This is a genomic window from Pseudomonas sp. BN102 (assembly GCF_029871245.1).
Lineage (GTDB): Bacteria > Pseudomonadota > Gammaproteobacteria > Pseudomonadales > Pseudomonadaceae > Metapseudomonas.
In genome coordinates, this window is sequence record NZ_SSON01000052.1 from 46,142 (window position 1) to 64,434 (window position 18,293).

At 65.0% G+C, this 18,293-nt stretch carries 15 protein-coding genes; 8 read left to right on the top strand and 7 right to left on the bottom strand.

Annotation, left to right across the window (positions count from 1 at the left end):
• Window positions 1-196: 196 nt before the first annotated feature.
• The 3 genes from E8F12_RS10625 (at window position 197) to E8F12_RS10635 (ending at window position 3,140) form a co-directional block, all read left to right on the top strand.
• Window positions 197-1,396 (top strand): NAD(P)/FAD-dependent oxidoreductase, encoded by a 1,200-nt coding sequence (locus E8F12_RS10625; RefSeq protein ID WP_280325201.1) that lies wholly within the window; start codon window positions 197-199, stop codon window positions 1,394-1,396.
• Window positions 1,397-1,616: 220 nt separating this feature from the next.
• The gene (locus tag E8F12_RS10630; RefSeq protein ID WP_280289932.1) at window positions 1,617-1,841 is read left to right on the top strand and encodes a VF530 family protein; all 225 of its coding nucleotides are present in this window, start codon (window positions 1,617-1,619) and stop codon (window positions 1,839-1,841) included.
• A gap of 426 nt (window positions 1,842-2,267) precedes the next feature.
• On the top strand, window positions 2,268-3,140 hold the full coding sequence (locus E8F12_RS10635; RefSeq protein WP_280325202.1) for a CAP domain-containing protein: 873 nt from the start codon (window positions 2,268-2,270) through the stop codon (window positions 3,138-3,140).
• Between the two features lie 133 nt (window positions 3,141-3,273).
• On the opposite strand, the gene ampC is transcribed toward E8F12_RS10635, so the two are convergent.
• From ampC to E8F12_RS10650, 3 genes are all read right to left on the bottom strand, one after another.
• Window positions 3,274-4,434 carry a class C beta-lactamase gene (gene ampC, locus E8F12_RS10640; protein ID WP_280325203.1) on the bottom strand — a complete coding sequence of 387 codons (1,161 nt, stop codon included), beginning with the start codon at window positions 4,432-4,434 and terminating at the stop codon, window positions 3,274-3,276.
• Window positions 4,435-4,557: 123 nt separating this feature from the next.
• The gene (locus E8F12_RS10645) at window positions 4,558-5,775 is read right to left on the bottom strand and encodes a redoxin family protein (protein ID WP_280325204.1); all 1,218 of its coding nucleotides are present in this window, start codon (window positions 5,773-5,775) and stop codon (window positions 4,558-4,560) included.
• 86 nt (window positions 5,776-5,861) lie between these two features.
• Complete coding sequence (locus E8F12_RS10650; protein WP_280325205.1) at window positions 5,862-6,125, bottom strand: DUF2790 domain-containing protein; 264 nt, start codon at window positions 6,123-6,125, stop codon at window positions 5,862-5,864.
• Window positions 6,126-6,398: 273 nt separating this feature from the next.
• Between E8F12_RS10650 and E8F12_RS10655 the strand changes: the two genes are divergently transcribed.
• The 3 genes from E8F12_RS10655 (at window position 6,399) to E8F12_RS10665 (ending at window position 9,066) form a co-directional block, all read left to right on the top strand.
• Window positions 6,399-7,139 (top strand): response regulator, encoded by a 741-nt coding sequence (locus E8F12_RS10655; RefSeq protein ID WP_280325206.1) that lies wholly within the window; start codon window positions 6,399-6,401, stop codon window positions 7,137-7,139.
• Complete coding sequence (locus E8F12_RS10660; protein WP_280325207.1) at window positions 7,139-8,446, top strand: HAMP domain-containing sensor histidine kinase; 1,308 nt, start codon at window positions 7,139-7,141, stop codon at window positions 8,444-8,446. Before E8F12_RS10655 ends, E8F12_RS10660 begins: the two co-directional genes overlap by 1 nt.
• A 122-nt stretch (window positions 8,447-8,568) precedes the next feature.
• A complete protein-coding gene (locus E8F12_RS10665; protein WP_280325208.1) occupies window positions 8,569-9,066 on the top strand; it encodes a DoxX family protein in 498 nt (165 codons plus the stop codon).
• 436 nt (window positions 9,067-9,502) lie between these two features.
• Here the strand turns inward: E8F12_RS10665 and E8F12_RS10670 are convergent, their stop codons facing one another.
• The 4 genes from E8F12_RS10670 to E8F12_RS10685 all read right to left on the bottom strand — a co-directional run bounded on the left by E8F12_RS10670 (window position 9,503) and on the right by E8F12_RS10685 (window position 12,169).
• Complete coding sequence (locus E8F12_RS10670; RefSeq protein WP_280325209.1) at window positions 9,503-9,925, bottom strand: Ohr family peroxiredoxin; 423 nt, start codon at window positions 9,923-9,925, stop codon at window positions 9,503-9,505.
• Between the two features lie 47 nt (window positions 9,926-9,972).
• A complete protein-coding gene (locus E8F12_RS10675) occupies window positions 9,973-10,731 on the bottom strand; it encodes a putative DNA-binding domain-containing protein (RefSeq protein WP_280325210.1) in 759 nt (252 codons plus the stop codon).
• Window positions 10,724-11,572, bottom strand: coding sequence for a DUF692 domain-containing protein (locus E8F12_RS10680; protein WP_280325211.1), 849 nt, complete (start codon window positions 11,570-11,572; stop codon window positions 10,724-10,726). The genes E8F12_RS10675 and E8F12_RS10680 overlap by 8 nt, the downstream gene beginning before the upstream one ends.
• A 69-nt stretch (window positions 11,573-11,641) precedes the next feature.
• Window positions 11,642-12,169 carry a hypothetical protein gene (locus E8F12_RS10685; protein ID WP_280325212.1) on the bottom strand — a complete coding sequence of 176 codons (528 nt, stop codon included), beginning with the start codon at window positions 12,167-12,169 and terminating at the stop codon, window positions 11,642-11,644.
• 503 nt (window positions 12,170-12,672) lie between these two features.
• On the opposite strand from E8F12_RS10685, the gene E8F12_RS10690 reads away from it, so the two are divergent.
• Window positions 12,673-13,566, top strand: a complete 894-nt coding sequence (locus tag E8F12_RS10690) for a diguanylate cyclase (protein WP_280325213.1) — start codon at window positions 12,673-12,675, stop codon at window positions 13,564-13,566.
• 30 nt (window positions 13,567-13,596) lie between these two features.
• Window positions 13,597-18,267, top strand: coding sequence for a CHASE domain-containing protein (locus E8F12_RS10695; RefSeq protein ID WP_280325214.1), 4,671 nt, complete (start codon window positions 13,597-13,599; stop codon window positions 18,265-18,267).
• The last annotated feature ends 26 nt before the right edge of the window (window positions 18,268-18,293 follow it).

An 18,293-nucleotide genomic window follows, 5' to 3' on the forward strand; every position in this document is an offset into this window, starting at 1 on the left:
CATCAAGCGCCTGTCGCAGTGCCAACGACCGAACCCTCCCTTCACTCGCAAGCGCCGTAGCCTCCCGGGGCTCCCTCGCGTTACCCGCAACCACCTGACCTGAAGATCCGGGGAGTGCCCAGGTGCGCCCCGAAACTCGCAGTTCTCTCGAACTTGCTGTCGTGGACATCACCCAACCTCGTTTCCGGAGCAGACCATGAAAAATATTCTGATTGTCGGTGCAGGATTCGCAGGGGTCTGGAGCGCCTTGAGCGCCGCTCGCCTGCTGGACAAGTACGATTGTGAAGACGTGGAGATCACCCTGCTGGCGCCCCAGGCGGAGCTGAGGATACGCCCGCGCTTCTACGAGCCGGACGTTCACCGGATGTACGCACCGCTGAACGAGTTGTTCGACTCGGTGGGCGTCCGCTTCGTCCAGGGCACGGCCAGCCACATCGATGAGCAGGCGCAGACCGTCGGCTACACCGACGAGGCGGGCCGGCAAGGGGAACTGGGTTACGACCGACTGGTACTGGCGAGCGGGAGTCAGCTCGTCCGCCCGACTGTGCCTGGCATGGACGCCTACGCCTTCGATGTCGACCAGATCGAAGCCGCCGTGCGCCTGGAGAACCACCTCACGTCCCTCAAGGACCGCCCCTACAGCCGCACCCGCAATACCGTGGTGGTTGCCGGCGGTGGATTCACCGGCATCGAGACCGCAACCGAGATGCCGGCGCGCTTGAGAGCCGTGCTCGGTGATGACGAGGAGATCCGCGTGATAGTGGTTGACCGCGGTCCGCAGATCGCCGCAGCCATGGGCGACGGGATTCGTCCCTCGATCACCGAAGCCTCGGACCACCTGGGCATTGAATGGGTGCTCGATGCCACCGTGGCGGCGGTGGACGCCAACGGTGTAACCCTGGCCGATGGGCGACGCATCGAGGCGGGGACGGTGATCTGGACGGTCGGTTTCCGCGCCAGCCCGCTGACCGCGCAACTGACCGGCGAGCGCGACGCCCAGGGCAGGCTGCACGTCGATCAGCACCTCAAGGTGCTCGGCCAGGACCGGGTATTCGCCGCCGGAGACGTCGCCTATGCCGCCACCGACGAGCTCGGGAACTTCGCGGTGATGTCCTGCCAGCACGCGATCTCACTCGGCCGGCATGCGGGGAACAACGCCGCGGCAGCACTGCTGGGCGTTCCGCCAATGCCCTACCGCCAACCCAAGTACGTGACCTGCCTGGACCTGGGCGCCTGGGGCGCGGTGTTCACCGAGGGCTGGGACCGCCAGCTCAAACTGGTCAAGCAGGAAGCCAAGGCGCTCAAGACACAGATCAACACCCTGTGGATCTATCCCCCGGCGGCCGATCGAGCCACCGCCCTGGCCGCTGCCGACCCGCGGATCCCGGTGGCCTGAGGCTGCGGACGCGGACTGCCCGAATGGCCCGCCGATTCTTTCGGCGGGCCATTCCGGCTTATGGGCCGACAGGCTTTTCGTCGACGGAATCGAAGAGGAATACGGTCTTGCCGACCTTGCGCGGATCGAGTCCGTAGCCCGGATGAAATCCGGGAATGGCCTTGCCGCGGTCGCTGCACTAAGCTGCCGCCTTCTTCCGAAGCATCGATCGAGGCACGCCATGACCCAGACACCGAACAACCCGCTGCATGGCGTCACCCTGGAAAAGCTGCTCAACGAACTGGTAGCCCACTACGGCTGGGACGGACTGGCCCAGCGCATCGATATCCGCTGTTTCAAGAGCGACCCCAGCATCAAGTCCAGCCTGACCTTCCTGCGCAAGACGCCCTGGGCACGAGAGAAGGTCGAGGCCTTGTTCATCCAGTTGCGCCAGCGCCAGGGCTGAACCCTACGGTGCTCGATGCGCCGAACGCAGGCAAGGTGAACCGCTCCTGGCTGGATGGAAACTTCCAGGGCGCATTGCTGCCGCGCCTCTCCACGTAGGGTCCCGTCGCCACTCACAAGGGAGCGGGGTCTACCTACACACCTGGGGCGAAACTCCTGCACTTGCCCCACCGTAGGGTGCGCCCTGCGCACCGATCGCGGGCTCAGCCCCTGCGCCCCGCTCAATCCTTGGTGCGCACGGCGCACCCTACCTCTCAGCGCCTAGACACATTGCGGCGGAGCGGGTGACTCATGACCACGTCCTGAGGACCTGGTTTCCCAAGTTCTAATGAAAGTCCGATCGTGCCGGGCAGGTGGCGAACCCTTTCAGTGGCGCCCTGTCCAACGCCGGCTCACTCCTCTCACCTGCAAGGGACCTCTGCTTTCCATGTCGCCGTTTCGCTCGCGCCTGTGCTCTTTCACCTTGAAGTTGGCTGCCCTCCCCCTGCTATCCATCCTGGCACTCCCCGCTACCACCATGGCCGACGAGGCCAACCGGCTGGTCCGCGCCATCAACGACTACCGCAGCCAGCCGGCGCGCTGCGAGGGGCGCACGGTGCGGGCGCGGCCGCCTCTAAAGGCCGAGCGCCGCCTGGCGTTGCCGACGAGCGCTGGCCGTGACTGGCGGTCGGCGCTCAAGCGCTCCGGCTACCGCGCTACCAACGTGCAGGCCATCCGCCTGACCGGGCCGCGAGAGGCGCGGGCGGCGCTGGCGCAATTGACGGACCGCTACTGCCGCTCGCTGCTGGAGGAAGAGTTCGTCGATATCGGCGTGAGCCAATCAGGGCGCGACTGGCTCGTCGTGCTGGCGCGACCGCAACCGCAAGGCGGAGCCGGGACTGGCCGTAGCAACGTGCGCGAGGTACTGGCACAGGTGAACGCGGCACGGGCGCGGCCAAGGCGCTGCGGTGCCCGGTCCTTCGCCGCAGCGGCGCCGTTGCGCTGGAATGGCGACCTCGGCGAGGCGGCCGAAGGGCACAGCCGGGCGATGGCCAGGGACAATTTCTTCGCCCACCGCGACAGCGACGGGCGCAGCCTTAAGGATCGCGCGCGGGCCGCCGGCTACAGCGGCCGAAAACTGGGCGAGAACATCGCCGCCGGGCACGGCTCGCCGGACAGCGCGGTGCGAGGCTGGCTGGCCAGCCCCGGACACTGCGCCAACCTGATGAACCCGATGTTCACGGAGATGGGCGCCGCCTACGCGACCAATCCGCGCAGCGATGCCGGCATCTACTGGACGCTGCTGCTGGGCGGCCGATAAGGCGAAACAGAGACTCGAAGCCGACTCGGCAATGAGCTGAACAACAGAACCTAAAGCCCCATCGCACCGGTTTGCCAATCCGGTGCGACCCTCCCCCGCCATTCGTGAAGAACCGAAATTCATCCAGTCGAATTCAGTCCAGTTCGCTAAGGATTTTATGGGCCAGCCGAACCCTGTCCTCGTTCGGATAGTTCTTGTTGGCCAGCACCACGATGCCGAGCTTCTTCGCCGGCACGAAGGCCAGGTAGGCACCGAAGCCGTTGGTCGAGCCGGTCTTGTTCACCCAGGCGGCATCCTGGGCCGGTGTCGGTGGCGTCAGCGCCGTGACGGCATGGCTCTCGTAGGCCATCTTGCTGCCATTGCCTTCCAGCAGCGCCTCCAATTCCACCGGGTAGCCGTACTGTTCCCAGATCAGGTCCTGCGTCATCGGGCCCAGCTTGAAGTACCCCGTCCGGGTGGCGGCGATGGCGCGTTTCAGTGTGGCGTCGGTATCGACGAGGCCCAGGTTGGCCTCGATGAAGCGAAGCAGGTCCTTGCTGCTGGTCCTGACCCCGTAGGCTTCAGCGGCGAGGATGCCGGGATTCAGCCTGACCGGAGCATCTTCCTTGTTGTAGCCCTGGGCGTAGCGCGGCATTGCGCTGGCCGGCACCTCGATATAGCTGCTGCGCATGCCGAGCTTCGGGAAAAGCTCGGCTTCCATCGCCGTTACAAACGGCATGTCCAGGCTCTTCGCCGCGACCACCCCGAGTAATCCGATGCTGGGGTTGGCATAGGTCCTGTGGGTGCCCGGGGCGAATTGCGGCTGCCAGGACCTGAAGTAATCCATCAGCTGCTGGTCGTTGCGGATGTCTTCCGGAACCTGCAGGGGAAAGCCCCCGGCGGTATGGGTCGCCAGGTTGATCAGCGTCACCTGGTCGAGCTTGCTCCCCTGGAGCTGTGGCAGGTACTTGCCGGGGCTGTCGGTGAGGGACAACCGCCCACTGGCCTCGGCATAGGTGGCCAGGGTGGCGGTCAGCGTCTTGCTGACCGAGCCGACTTCGAAAAGCGTATCGGCCGTGACGGCTTGCCGGGTTTCCCTGGACGCAACGCCAAAATTGTAGAAGCGCGGCTCGCCATTGGCGGTCACCGCAATGGCCAGGCCTGGAATGCCGTACTGCTGCATGACTGCTTGGGCGGCCTGCTGCACGGTGGCGTCGATATCATGCGGTTTGGCACTCGCCGTTGCGAAGCTGCCGAGCGCAGAAGCACAGGCAAGCAGGAGCAGCCGTGCGCAGAATGTTCCTATCGGGCGCATCGAGGTCGTCCTTTACTGGTGAATGGGGTGGAAGAACCTAGCATCTCGGGCAAAGGGTTCCAAAGCCTTCCTCACCAGGATGAAGCGCGGCACCCGGCGCGCCGCGCGTCCATCCGCAGACGATCAACGGTTGCCGCCACCCTCCCCGGCCTCCCGCAGCAGTTGCTGGATGATGGCCTCCTGCTCGTCGTAATCGCCCTCGCCTATGTGCAGATGGCGGACTCGTCCCTTGGCATCGATGAAGTAATGCGCCGGCCAGTACTGGTTGGTGAAGGCATTCCAGATGCGGTACTGGTTATCGATGGCCACCGGGTGCTTGACGCCCAGGCGAACGGTCGCCTCGCGAACGTTGTCGATGATCCGCTCGAAGGGGTATTCGGGCGTGTGCACGCCGATCACCACCAGGCCCTGGTCGGCGTAGCGCTCGGCCCACTGGTTCACGTACGGCAGGCTGTTGCGGCAGTTGATGCAGTCGTAGGTCCAGAAGTCCACCAGCACCACCTTGCCGCGCAGGTCTTCGTTGCTGAGCGACGGGCCGTTGAGCCACTGGGTGGCCCCCTCCAGCGACGGCATCGCGCCCAGGTCCGGCAGCTCCATGCTGTCGGCGCGGGCACTGCCCACCAACTGTTCCAGCAAGGCCGGCACACCCTCGACCACGTGGCGCTCCAACCCGGTGACCAGCCGCGAGGAGCCGAGGCCGGCCAGTTGGGCGCTGGTCCCGCTGGCAATACCGACGACCGCCAGCAACGCCAGGGCGCCGGCGCCGCGCCGCAGCCATTCCACCGCACGCAGCGACAACTTGGCCCTTTGGAACACACCACGGCCCAGGAAGACCAGGGCCCCTAGCGCCACGGCACTGCCGAGGCCGTAGCTGAGCAGCAAGAGACTGGTGGAGGCGCTCGGCCCGTTGAGCATGGCGCCGGAGAGGATCAGCCCGAGGATGGGACCGGCACAGGGCGCCCACAGCAGACCTGCGGCGAACCCCATCAACCAGGCCGACAGTGCCGGGGACAGCCGGCGGGCATCACCCTGCAGCCGGTCGCCCAGCCACAGCCAGGGCCGCGATACCCAGGTACCGAAACGAGCGGAGAGCAAGGCCAGCGCAGATACGGCCAGCAGACCCAGGGCCAGGAAGCGGCCCCATTGGCTGGCCTCGATCACCCACGCACTGGAAACCACCGCCAAGCTTGCCAGCACGGCAAAGCCCGAGGCCAGGCCGGCCAGAGTCATGAGTGGCGACCAGGCCGGACCACCGGCACGCGATAGCAACAGCGGCAGTACGGGAAGGATGCAGGGGCTGAGCAGGGTCAGCACCCCGCCGAGAAAGGCGACGAGCAGCATGAGGCACCTCGTATGGGCAAATTACTATGGGCGTCCCGGCTGTCGCCGGGCGACGGACTGGCCACGCGGTTCAGGGCTGCGCAGTCTCAATTGCTGTCACGGCAGGTGGCGGAGTGCTTCAGGTAAGCCAGGCTGCGAAGCTTTCCCTGGGAGTCCAGGTAATCCATGCGCGCTTCGACCAGCTGGCACAGCTGCGCTGGCGCTTCGTGCAGCGCCACTAGCTTCTGCACGTCCAGGTGCATGCCGTAGTGGTAGCGTTCGACTCTGGTGGCGTCCGCGGCCTGTGCGGGAATGCTGCCGAGGCTGATGGCCGCCAGGACACAGGCGGCACCAAGCATTGCGTATTTCATGTGGCTCTCCTGATCGATGAGTAAGCGAACGGATGCGCCATGGCATCCGCAGGCTGCCCATTTCAGTGGCAGGAGGTATCGCCGATATGTCCGGCGTCAGCGGCCATTGCCGCGCAAAGTGTCGGCGGCTGTCCCGGATACAGGCTGATACGCGCGCCGGCCGTGCAAGCGCAGGTATCAGGCCGACGCTGGATACACTGCAATACAAAGGGCAGCGGGCAAGCGTGGGCGGGCCCGATACACTAGCCTCGGATACCTGAGCGAGGACCTCCCATGGAACATATCGATCACATCCTGATCGTCGACGACGACCGGGAAATCCGCGAGCTGGTCGGTAATTACCTGAAGAAGAACGGCCTGCGCGTCAGCTTGGCCGCGGACGGCCGGCAGATGCGTGCCTTTCTCGAAGCCAACGTGGTCGACCTGATCGTCCTCGACATCATGATGCCCGGCGACGATGGCCTGCGCCTGTGCCGCGAGTTGCGCGTGGGCAAGCACAAGGCCACGCCAGTGCTGATGCTCACCGCCCGAAACGAGGAGACCGACCGCATCATCGGCCTGGAAATGGGCGCCGACGACTATCTGACCAAACCCTTCTCGGCCCGCGAGCTACTGGCGCGGATCAACGCCGTGCTGCGGCGCACGCGCATGCTGCCGCCGAACCTGCAGATCAGCGACAGCAGCCGGCTGATCGGCTTCGGCAAGTGGCGCCTGGACACCACCGCGCGGCACTTGCTGGACACCGACGACACCCTGGTCGCCCTGAGCGGCGCCGAATACCGCCTGTTGCGGGTGTTCCTCGACCATCCGCAACGGGTGCTCAGCCGCGAGCAGTTGCTGAACCTGACCCAGGGTCGCGAAGCGGACGTCTTCGACCGCTCCATCGACCTGCTGGTGAGCCGGCTGCGCCAGCGCCTGCAGGACGACGCCCGCGAGCCGGCCTGCATCAAGACCGTGCGCAACGAGGGCTACGTCTTCGCCCTACCCGTGCAACTGCTCGAGCCGAGGACGTGATGCCCCTGTCCCTCTGGCCGCGCACACTGGCCGCCCGCCTGGCGCTGATCTTCCTCACCGGCCTGATACTGGCCTACGGGCTGTCCTTCGCTTCGCAGTTCTACGAGCGTTACCAGACCGGGCGCAATGTCATGCTCGGCAACCTGGAGCACGACGTGAGCACCGCCGTGGCGCTGATCGATCGCCTGCCGGCAGAGGAACGTGCCACCTGGCTTTCACTCCTGGAGCGGCGCAACTACCGCTACCGTCTTGATGGGGGCCTGCCCGGCGAGTCGATGGACATGGCCCAACCACACATGGCCGCGACCTCCATCCAACGGGCCATCGGCCAGCGCTACGCCCTGCGCTTCGAGACCATTCCTGGACCGCACCCGCACTTCCAGGCGCACCTGGTTCTGAGCGACGGCCGCCCGCTGACAGTGGACGTCACCCCCGGGCCCATCCCGGTGGCTCAGTGGCTGCCGGTAGTCCTGATCCTGCAATTGGCGCTGCTGCTGGCCTGCACCTGGCTGGCAGTGCGACTGGCAGTCCGTCCGCTGACCCGCCTGGCCCAGGCCGTCGACCATCTCGACCCAGATGCCCCCGGCCCGGACCTGGACGAGAGCGGACCACGCGAAGTGGCCTACGCCGCCCGCGCCTTCAATGCCCTGCAGGGCCGCATCGCCGACTACCTGAAGGAGCGCATGCAACTGCTGGCGGCGATATCCCACGACCTGCAGACGCCCATCACCCGCATGAAGCTGCGCGTCGAGCAGATGGACGCCTCGCCGGAACGGGAACGCCTGTGGAGCGACCTGAACGAAATGCAGCACCTGGTGCGCGAAGGCGTGGCCTACGCGCGCAGCATGGACAGCAGCAGCGAGGCCCCCTGCCGGGTGGATCTTGACGCCTTCCTCGACAGTCTGGTCTGCGACTACCAGGACAGTGGCCAGGCGGTGAGCCTTGACGGCACCAGCAGCGCATTGCTGGAAACCCGCCCCCACGCCCTGCGCCGGGTATTGAGCAACCTGATCGACAACGCCCTGAAGTTCGGCGGCAGCGCTCAGCTGGCGGTGCAACGCAATGTGCAAGGCAATGTACAGGTGCAGGTGCTGGACAACGGGCCGGGCATCGCTGAAGAAGAACTGGCCGAGGTGTTCAAGCCTTTCTACCGAGTGGAGAGCTCGCGCAACCGCAGCACCGGCGGAACCGGTCTGGGGCTGGCCATCGCCCAGCAGCTGAGCCAGGCCCTTGGCGCTCGCCTGACTCTTCGCAATCGTGAAAGCGGTGGCCTGTGCGCGCAACTTGAATTCGGCACCACGGCCTGATGCGCCGTACACAGGAATACACGACGGGTTGCGGCGGACACATCCAGGACAAGGCCCCCTGCCAGCATGGGCACAAGAGCAACGGCATCCCGCCGATGCGCCCCAGTCGAAGGAGCCCGCCCATGACCACGCTCGCCTTATCCCCGTTCAAGTACGCCCACCACCAACTCGACCGCCTGGGCGCCTGGAGCGCCGACCTGCCGCTGCGCCTGTTCCTCGCCTGGGAATTCTTCGAATCCGGCCTGGAGAAATGGAACGGCCAGAACTGGTTCGTTGATATCCAGTCCGCCTTCCCATTCCCGTTCAACCTGCTCCCGGCCGAGCTGAGCTGGCAGTTGTCGATGTGGGCCGAGTTGATCGCGCCCCTGCTCTTGCTGCTCGGCCTCGGTACCCGCTTCGCCAGCCTGGTGCTGATGGTGCTGACCCTGGTGGCCATCGCCGCCGTGCACTGGCCGGCGCACTGGTCGAGCCTGTCGGAGCTCGCCCTGGGCTACTCCATCAGCGACAAGGGCTACGGCAATTACAAGCTGCCGCTGATCTACCTGGTGGCGCTGCTGCCCCTGCTGCTCAAGGGCGCCGGACGCTTCAGCCTGGATGCCCTGCTGCGCCGCAAGGCCTGATCCCGGCAAGCAGGAAACGCCCGCGCCTCCCAACGGAGGCGCGGGCTTTTTCATTGGTCCCAAAAAGTTGGCCTTCGTTCTGCGCTCTTCCATCCACCAAGCCCCGTGCCCGATGACTCCAGGCGATCATTGTGGAAGCGATTTAAATCGCGAAAGCGGACCGCAGGTTCGCCCTTCGGCCGCTCAGGGGGCAGCTGCGCCGCCCTTGGCGAATGAATTCGCCCCCACGAAGAGCAAAAAGCGCGGGGTCGAGCCGTCTTCCATGGGGTGGCACCGACCATTGTGGGGGCGATTTCAATTGCGAAAGCGGACCGCAGGTTCGCCCATCGGACTCTCAGGGGGCAGCTGCGCTGCCCTTCGCGAATGAATTCGCACGAGAACCAAAAAGCCCGCGCGCCTGGAAGGGCGCGCGGGCTTTGGCCTCTGTGCAAGCCAATCAGGGAATATCGAACGTCACCTCGATATTGCCGCGCGTGGACTTGGAGTACGGGCAGAGCTGGTGCGCCGCCTCCACCAGCCGCGCCTTGTCCTCGGTCGCCAGCCCGGGGAGCTCCACGGTCAGCTTGGCCGCGAGGGCAAAACCGCCGCCGACGGCGGTGCCCAGTGACACCTCGGCGGCCACCGCCACATCTTCCGGCAGGCGGATCTCCAAGCTCTGCCCGGCGCGATGCAGGGCACCGATGAAGCAGGCCGACCAGCCAACGCCCAACAACTGCTCGGGATTGCTGCCCGGATGCCCCGAGCCGGGCTTGCTCAGGCGTACATCCAACTCGCCGTCCGAGGATGCGCCGCGTCCATCGCGGCCACCGGTGGTGCGGGTCTTGCCGGTGTAAATGATGTTTTCCAGGGTATCTGTCACGCTGAGTCTCCTTGGGGAGTACGGGATAGTGCCGGCGGGAACCGGCGTCAGGTTGCGCGTTGGACGCGGGTGCCGAGCACCACGCCCTGAGCGCGCAGGTTTTCCAGCAAAGCCAGGCCCTGCGGCAGGATGCTGGCGCTGTCGACGCCGAGGGCTTCGGCCAGTGCCTGCAGGTGCTGGCGACCGGTCCAGCACTGTGTCTGCAGCGAGTCGAGCAGCGCATGGGCCAGCGGCGCCAGGCGCGAGAAATGCACTTTCATGTCCGCGCCACGCCGGGCCAGCAGCAGGGTCGGCTGCTCGGGCGCTTCCTGCGGCAGGTAGTCGGGACCGATTTCGCTCACCGGCCACTGGTAGGCCAGCGGCCAGGCCAGGTTCGACAGCAGCGGAACCCCTTCGAGCAGGTCGGCCTCCGGGTCGTGGGCGGGCTCGCGCCTGTCGCTCAGGAGCAGCGCGGCCTCCACCCACTCATAGTGAGCCAGTTCCACCACCCAGGGCGGCAGGTCCAGGGCATCCCCTCCACCCTCCGCCAGATAGTCGACGAACTCCCCGGAGATCTCGGTGAACAAGGGCGTCTGGCAGCGATAGTCGGCGTAGAAGGACTCGATCAACGCCTGCCATCTCTTCGCCCCGAGGCTGGCGCGCATGACCGGGAAGCCACCTGCCAGCAGGGACTCCACATTGCCGAAGAACAACTGTCGGTACACCGCCAGGCGCCGCGCCTCGATACCGGGCGGCGGCGCGTTGTGCTGCGGGTCACGCACGTAGCGCGCCATGCTCATCAGCTGGTCATGCAGTACCTCATGCATGACGCACCTCCAGCCAGGCAATGGCAGCTTGCTGCCGCACGCGGATCTGCTCGACCTCACCCAGCAGTTCCGCCAGCGGCGGGAAGTTGAAGTCGCGCTCCAGCAGGGTGGGCAGCGCACCGAAGCGCTGGTAGGCCTGTTCCAGCAAGGCCCAAACGTCACCCTTCACCCGGGCGCCATGGGTATCAATCTTCAGGTCCGGCGCTTCGTCGTAATGGCCGGCCACATGCATGTACACGACCCGCTCCACCGGCAGCGCAGCCAGGTACTCGGCGGCGTCGTAACCGTGGTTGATCGAGTTGACGAAGAGGTTGTTGACGTCCAGCAGCAGGTCGCAGTCGGCCTCCTCCAGTACCGCGCGGAGAAAGTCGATCTCTCTCAGTGCCTGGTAGGGAGCCGCGTAGTAGGAAATGTTCTCCACCGCGATGCGCCGCTCCAGGGCGTCCTGTGCCTGGCGGATGCGCGCGGCGACATGAAGCACCGCCTCTTCGGTGAAGGGCAGCGGCAGCAGGTCGTAGAGCTGTCCGTCGTCCGAGCAGTAGCTCAGGTGCTCGCTGAAGAACGCCACCTTGTGCTGGTCGAGGAATTCACGGGTGCGCCGCAGTAGCTCGCGGTCCAGCGGTGCCGGACCGCCAAGGGACAGCGACAGGCCGTGGCAGGCCAGCGGAAAGCGCTCGGCGATACTGGCCAGACCGTCACCCTGGCGGCCACCGACCTTGATCCAGTTGTCCGGTGTGCATTCCAGGAAATCCACGGCGCCGGCATCCATCGCCAACAGTTCGGGCAGCAATGCGCGGCGCAAGCCGAGGCCCGCACCATGGGGGAAAGACGCAGTGGTCATGGTAATTCTCCAGAGGAGTGGAACCCTCCCCGGCCACGGGCGCAGGGAGGGAGGCACAAGCGCCGCGAATCAGTTCTTGGCCTGGCTCAGCTTGGTGAACAGCTCGGTGGGCACTTTCTTGCCGTTGGAGGTGTACTGATTGCTGCGGAATTTGTAGACCTCGCCTTCGGAGAGGAAACCGTCTGCGTTGGTGTCCATCGCCTTGAATTCCGCACCACCCTTCGGGGCCACGGCCAGGAGTTCCTTGAGCGAAACGCGGCCGTCGTCATCGGTGTCGGTGCGGGCGAAGGAGGCATCGCCACACTTGCCTTCCCCGCACTTGCCTTCGGCCGCCTTGGCGCTACCGGCTTCGGCGGCACCGCACTTGCCTTCACCACACTTGCCTTCAGCGTTGGTGGCCTTGTCGCTGGCCTCGGCTGCGCCACATTTGCCTTCGCCACACTTGCCCTCACCGGCTTTGTCGGCAGCGGCCAGCAGGTAGCCCTGCGGCAGCGCCTCCACGGCGAAAGCGGTGGACGAGGCCAGGTTGATGCCGCCGGCCAGGGCGACAGCGATCAGGCCGATACGGGTCTTGCTCGAGATTTGGGAACGGGACATGGTGTTTCTCCGGATACTGGGCGCGGCCAGACCGCGCGGGTCATGCCACAAGGGCCTTGGAACCCTGGAGCGAGGCGCCTGGGCGGCCCTCGATCGGGTGTGGCCATTTCGCCGCAGCCATGTATCCCCGACGTATCCGCCGCCAGGAGCATTTGTAAGCCAGTCGCCGTGCGCCGGGGCCGGATACACAGCGATACATCGAACGCGGCGCTCGTCCACGAAGCGGTTGCACCTCCAGTTGGCTTGCGGGGGGCTCGAGGAGCGGGAATGATGGACCAGCCCCTTCTTTGCTACCTTGTGAATACCGCCTCACGAGCTCTACCAGGGCATTCCGGCAAGCATTACCCTGCTGGGGGCGGGTCAGGCGGCAGTGGCAAAGGGTATGAAGCCGGTCTCTGCACCCACAGAACAACAACTACAATGCGCCTGGCAATTCAGTCGAAACCGCCAGCAAACTTCGCAATAGGGACGCCCTTATGCCTGGGCTTGACGATGGACCGAGCGTGATCCTGATCATCGACGACAGCGCCGATAGCATTCGCCTGCTGAGCAGCATGCTCAAGGATCAGGGACAGATCCTGTTCGCCACCAGCGGGGAAACGGGTATACGGCTGGCGCAACAGCAGCAGCCGACCTTGATCCTGCTGGATGTCGAAATGTCCGGCATGAACGGCTACGAGGTCTGTGCCGCACTGAAAAACGATCCAGCCACCCAGGATTGCGCTGTCATCATCGTCACCGCCAACACCGGCATGGAGTACGAGATCAAGGCGCTGGAGGCCGGTGCGGTGGATTTCATCACCAAGCCGTTCAATCCGCCCGTGGTGCGGGCTCGGGTTCAGACGCACCTGCGGTTGCAACGACAGACAACCCTGATGCGCCAGCTTGCCAACCGTGACGGTTTGACCGGGTTGTACAACCGCCGCTACTTCGATGAAGCCCTGTCGCTGGAGTTCGAGCGGCACCGACGGCAGCGATTGCCCTTGGCCGTGGCGCTCATCGACGTCGACCATTTCAAGGCCTACAACGATCACTACGGCCACCCGCAGGGCGATGTCTGCCTGCAAAGCGTGGCCAAGGCCATCAATACCGTCTCCCGCCGTCCGGGTGAACTGGTGGCGCGCTACGGTGGCGAAGAGTTTGCAATCATCCTGCCCCATACCGACGCCCTTGGCGCCGAAAAGTACGGTGGGTGGCTCTGCGACCTCGTACGGGAGCTACGAATCGACCATCAATATTCGGCTACCGCGCCCATGGTGACCATCAGCGTCGGCATAGCCTCATTGGCGCCGCCCGTGCAGGGTTCCATGCAGCAGCTGATCGAGGCGACCGACAAGGCGCTCTACCAGGCGAAAACCGATGGCCGCGACCGCGCCACGGTATACCAGTGGCCATGATCGCCATACGGATCGAAAGGGACGCACTCCATGCGGCATAGCGCGCTGCACCTGGCAACAAGCCTCAAATGGCTGTTCACCGTCCTTGCCCTGGCCGCGATTTACTACGCAGCAGCCCGGCTCGGGCTCCTGCTGGCTTTTGCCGATACCAATGCGTCGCCGGTCTGGCCACCCTCGGGCATCGCCTTGGCCGCTCTGCTGCTGTTTGGTTATCGCCTGCTGCCGGGGATCGCCATTGGCGCCTTTGCCGCCAACTATGCCGAGTTCGCCGCGAATCAGGTCGCCACTGGCAACACCGCGATCGTGGTCTCTTCGGCCATTGCCATCGGCAACACCCTCGAAGCGGTGCTGGGCTGTCATCTCCTGCGCGCCTGGGTGAAGTCCGGCGAACTCCTGGCCTCACCATTGGCAGTTGCCAAGTTCGTGCTGATCGCTCTGCTGATGTGCATGGTCGGTGCCGGCATCGGCACCAGTAGCCTGGTCCTCGGCGGCATCGCGCCAGAGGCCGCGCAGTCGGTCATCTTCACCACCTGGTGGATGGGCGACACAGCCGGCATCATCACGCTGGCGCCCCTGCTGCTTTGCTGGGCCAGCCGATCCGGGCCGGCCGGGCCCACGAGGTCCCTCGCCGAAATCACAGTGTCGGTCCTGGTGCTCGCACTGGCACTTCTGGCCTTGTTCGGCGAGCAGCTCCCCAGCGATGCCGGGCAAAGGGCCCTGGTGTATCTGCTCTTGCCGGCCATGGCCTGGACCGCCTATCGCTACGGACTGCGCGGGGTCACGGTGGTCCTGTTGCTGGTCACCGGTAGTGCCGTCTTGAGCACGACGCAGGGTTACGGCCCCTTCGCCACCGGCACGCTGAACCAGTCCCTGCTGATCCTCGAAGTATTCATCGCCCTCGCCAGCGTCACCGGCCTGCTATTGGCCGCCGACCTCGCCGAGCGGGCAAGGGCCATGCAGGGGCCATTGACTGCAGTGCCATTTCGTCAGGTCCGCCAGCAATGGGTGGCGCTGCTGGTCAGCCTCAGCCTGACGGTAATGGCGTGGCATTTCGTGGCGTCAGCAACTCAGGCCCAGGCCCAGGAGCGGTTCAGCTTCCTGGTGAACGACATCCAGCAGCGAATCGGCGAACGCCTGAAAACCTATGAACAGGTGCTCCGCAGCGGCCAGGGCCTGTTCCGCGCATCCAGCTCGGTCACGCGAGAGGAATGGCGGCAATTCGTGATGGCCCAGGAAGTCACACAGACCTATCCCGGCATCCAGGGCATCGGATTCGCCGAACACTTCATCGCAGAGCGCAAGGCAGGGGTGGAGAACAGAGTACGAAACGAAGGTTTCCCGGACTTTCGAGTATGGCCCGTCGGCGAGCGCGCGGAATACATCCCGGTCATGTATCTCGAGCCGTTCACCGGGCGCAACCTGCGCGCGTTCGGTTTCGACATGCTCACCGAGTCGGTGCGACGCGTCGCCTTGGTCCACGCAAGGGAATCCGGCCGGGCCACCCTCTCGGGAAAGGTCAGGCTGGTGCAGGAAACCGATGACGACGTGCAGAACGGTGCCCTGCTATATCTGCCGATCTACCGCGCGGGACTGCCGCTGGAGACGCCGGCCGAACGCAGCGCGGCCTTGCAGGGCTTCGTCTATAGCGCGTTCCGGATCAACGATTTCATGGCCGGCACGCTCGGCAGAAGGAACGTCGAACTCGCCTTGCGGATCTTCGATGGCGAGACGACCGACGAGTCCGCCCGGATGTACTCCAACGGCACGCTGTCGGCCAAGCAGCAGGCTGAGTATCCCAACCCGCTCACCCGCCAGACCACCATCCCGCTGGCCGAGCACCAATGGACGCTCGAGGCCACGACGCTGCCGGCCTTCGAAGCGTCGATAGACCGCCAGAAATCGATTGTGGTGCTGATCGGCGGCTCGCTCATCAGCCTGCTGCTTTTCTTCGTGGTGCGGAACCTGACCACATTGCGAGAAGACGCTAAGGCCCTCGCCGAGCAGTTGACCGTCGCGTTCACCGAATCCGAGATCCGCTTTGGCACCCTGGTCGATGCGGCGAGCGAGTTCGCGATCATCGCGACCGATGTCAGCGGGACCATCAAGATCTTCAACACCGGGGCGGAGCGAATGCTCGGCTATCGCGACGCCGACCTCGTCAATCGCCAGAGTCTGTCCGTGCTGCATATTCGCGAGGAGGTGGACGCTCGCGCCGCCGAGTTGAGCCAGCAGCTGGATGCTCCGGTTAATGGCTTCGACGCGCTGGTCGCCATCGCCCGTCGAACTCGTGCCGAAACACGCGAATGGACTTACGTGCGCCAGGATGGTTCGCGGCTTCCGGTGCAGCTCACGGTCACCGCCGTACGAGACTCTGCCGAGGAGATCGTCGGCTTTCTCGGCATCGCCAAGGACATCAGCCAGGAGAAGGAAGCGGCACAGCAACTGCGCAATGCCATGGAACGCGCGGAAGTGGCCAGCCGCGCGAAAAGCGAATTCGTCGCCAGCATGAGCCACGAGATCCGCACTCCGATGAACGCCGTGCTGGGCATCACCCAGCTGCTGTCGAGCACGGTCCTCTCCACCGACCAGCGCAAGTACCTGCAGATGCTCCGGGGTGCAGGCGAATCCCTGCTGGTGATTCTCAATGACGTACTGGACTTTTCCAAGCTGGAAGCCGGGCATCTGGCGATCTCACCAGCCCCGTTCCGCCTGGACGATGTGCTCAGCGCGCTGGCCACGGTAATGTCCGTCAACGCCGCGCACAAGGACCTGGAGCTGGTGATCGGGGTCGAGCCCGATGTGCCGCTCGCCTTTATCGGTGACGCCCAGCGCTTGCAGCAGGTGCTGGTCAACCTGGTCGGCAACGCCATCAAGTTCACTGAACAGGGGGAAGTCGCTCTATTGGTGCATCGGGTGGGCTGCGAGGGCGAGACGGTCCAACTGTGCTTCCGCGTTCGCGATACCGGCATCGGCATAACCGCCGAGCAGCAGGCGCACCTGTTCGCGCCCTTTACCCAGGCCGACAGCTCCATTGCCCGCCGCTTTGGTGGCACGGGCCTGGGGCTGGCGATTTCGAAGCGGTTGGTATCCCTCATGGGCGGAACCATCAGCCTCGAAAGCAAGGTTGGCACCGGCAGCGAGTTCCAGGTGGTGCTCCCGTTCGCGCGGCAGACTGGCCTGGTCAGCGACATCACCACCCGGTCGCGAAGCTCCCTCGGCGATCTGCGTATCCTGGTCATCGACGACAACCCCACCAGCCGCGACTACCTGGGCAAGGCGATCGCCGCCTGGCACTGGCACGCCGATGGCGTGGCCTCAGGCAAGGAAGCGCTGGAGCGGGTACGCGCACTGGCCCAGCGCGGCGAGTTCTTCGATGTGGTCATTGCCGATTGGCAGATGCCCGAAATGGACGGCTTGTGCACGCTGCAGGCGATTCGGGCGCAGCTCCCAGGCCGAACCGTCGCCACTGTCATCATGGTCAGCGCCTATGATCACAGCACGCTCATGCAGGCCCCCGAGGCGGCAGAAATGGATGCCGTACTGGTCAAGCCCGTGACCAGCTCCAACCTGTTCGACACTCTGCACGAGGCGCAGGCCGCACGCGCCGAACTGAAGCCGTCCCGCCGCGACGAAATCGTGGCTCCCGAATCAGGCAAACCATTGCAAGGCGTCCATCTGCTGCTGGTGGAAGACAACGCCCTGAACCAGTTCGTCGCCAAGGGCATACTGGAACACGCCGGCGCAAGCGTGGAAGTCAGCGAGAATGGCCAGCAGGCCTTCGACAGGTTGCGAGCCGATCCGGCGCGTTACCAGCTGGTGCTCATGGATGTGCACATGCCGGTGATGGATGGCATTTCCGCCACCCGGGCCATCCGTAGTGAACTGCAACTGGAGCTGCCGGTGCTGGCCATTTCCGCGGGAGTATTGAGCTACGAACGTGAGCAGTGCCTATCGGCCGGGATGGACGGCTTCATCGCCAAACCCATCGATGCCGATCAGATGCTGGCCACCATCCGCCAGCACCTGCCTGCCGCCCTCCCCGCCCCCGCTGCGCCAGCATCGCCCAAGGTGCAAGCGGCCTCGACGCCCGTGATCGACGACCTTGCAGTCTTTGACGTCGGCCCGTTACTCAGCGCCGGCAGTGACGACCAGAACTACGTCGACACCCTCATTGCCTTGATCAGGAAGATCGTGAGCAACGGCATCGGCCCGATCGCCGACGCGCAACTCGCCTGGCAGGAAGGTCGGCTTCGCGATGCGGCCAGGTCGTTTCACACCTTGCGTGGATCCTTGGGTTATTTCGGTGCACAGCGTTTCGCCGCCACGGCCCTGCAGATCGAACAGGCCATCCAGGACAACGACCATGCACGTGTCGATGCGTTGCTCCCGCGGGTCGAAGAGGATCTGCACGCCACACTGGCTGCCGCAGAACGGTGGCTCGCACGGGAAGGAAGGTCGGCAACCAGCACACCTGCTCCCGCGGATATCGCACCCGCCCGGCTGGAAGAGCTTTGCACCCTGCTGCAGCAACAGAATCTGGATGCCTGCCAACACTACGACCGCATGCGACCTGGCCTGCTCGCCGAATTGGGCAGCGATAAGTTGATCGCGCTGGACGTGGCCATGGATCGACTGGATTTCGACGCGGCACTGGCGCTCATTCAGACCATGCTGAAAACGGATATGAAACCATTAGCCTGACCCACCTCGGTTTTCAGCGTAAACCG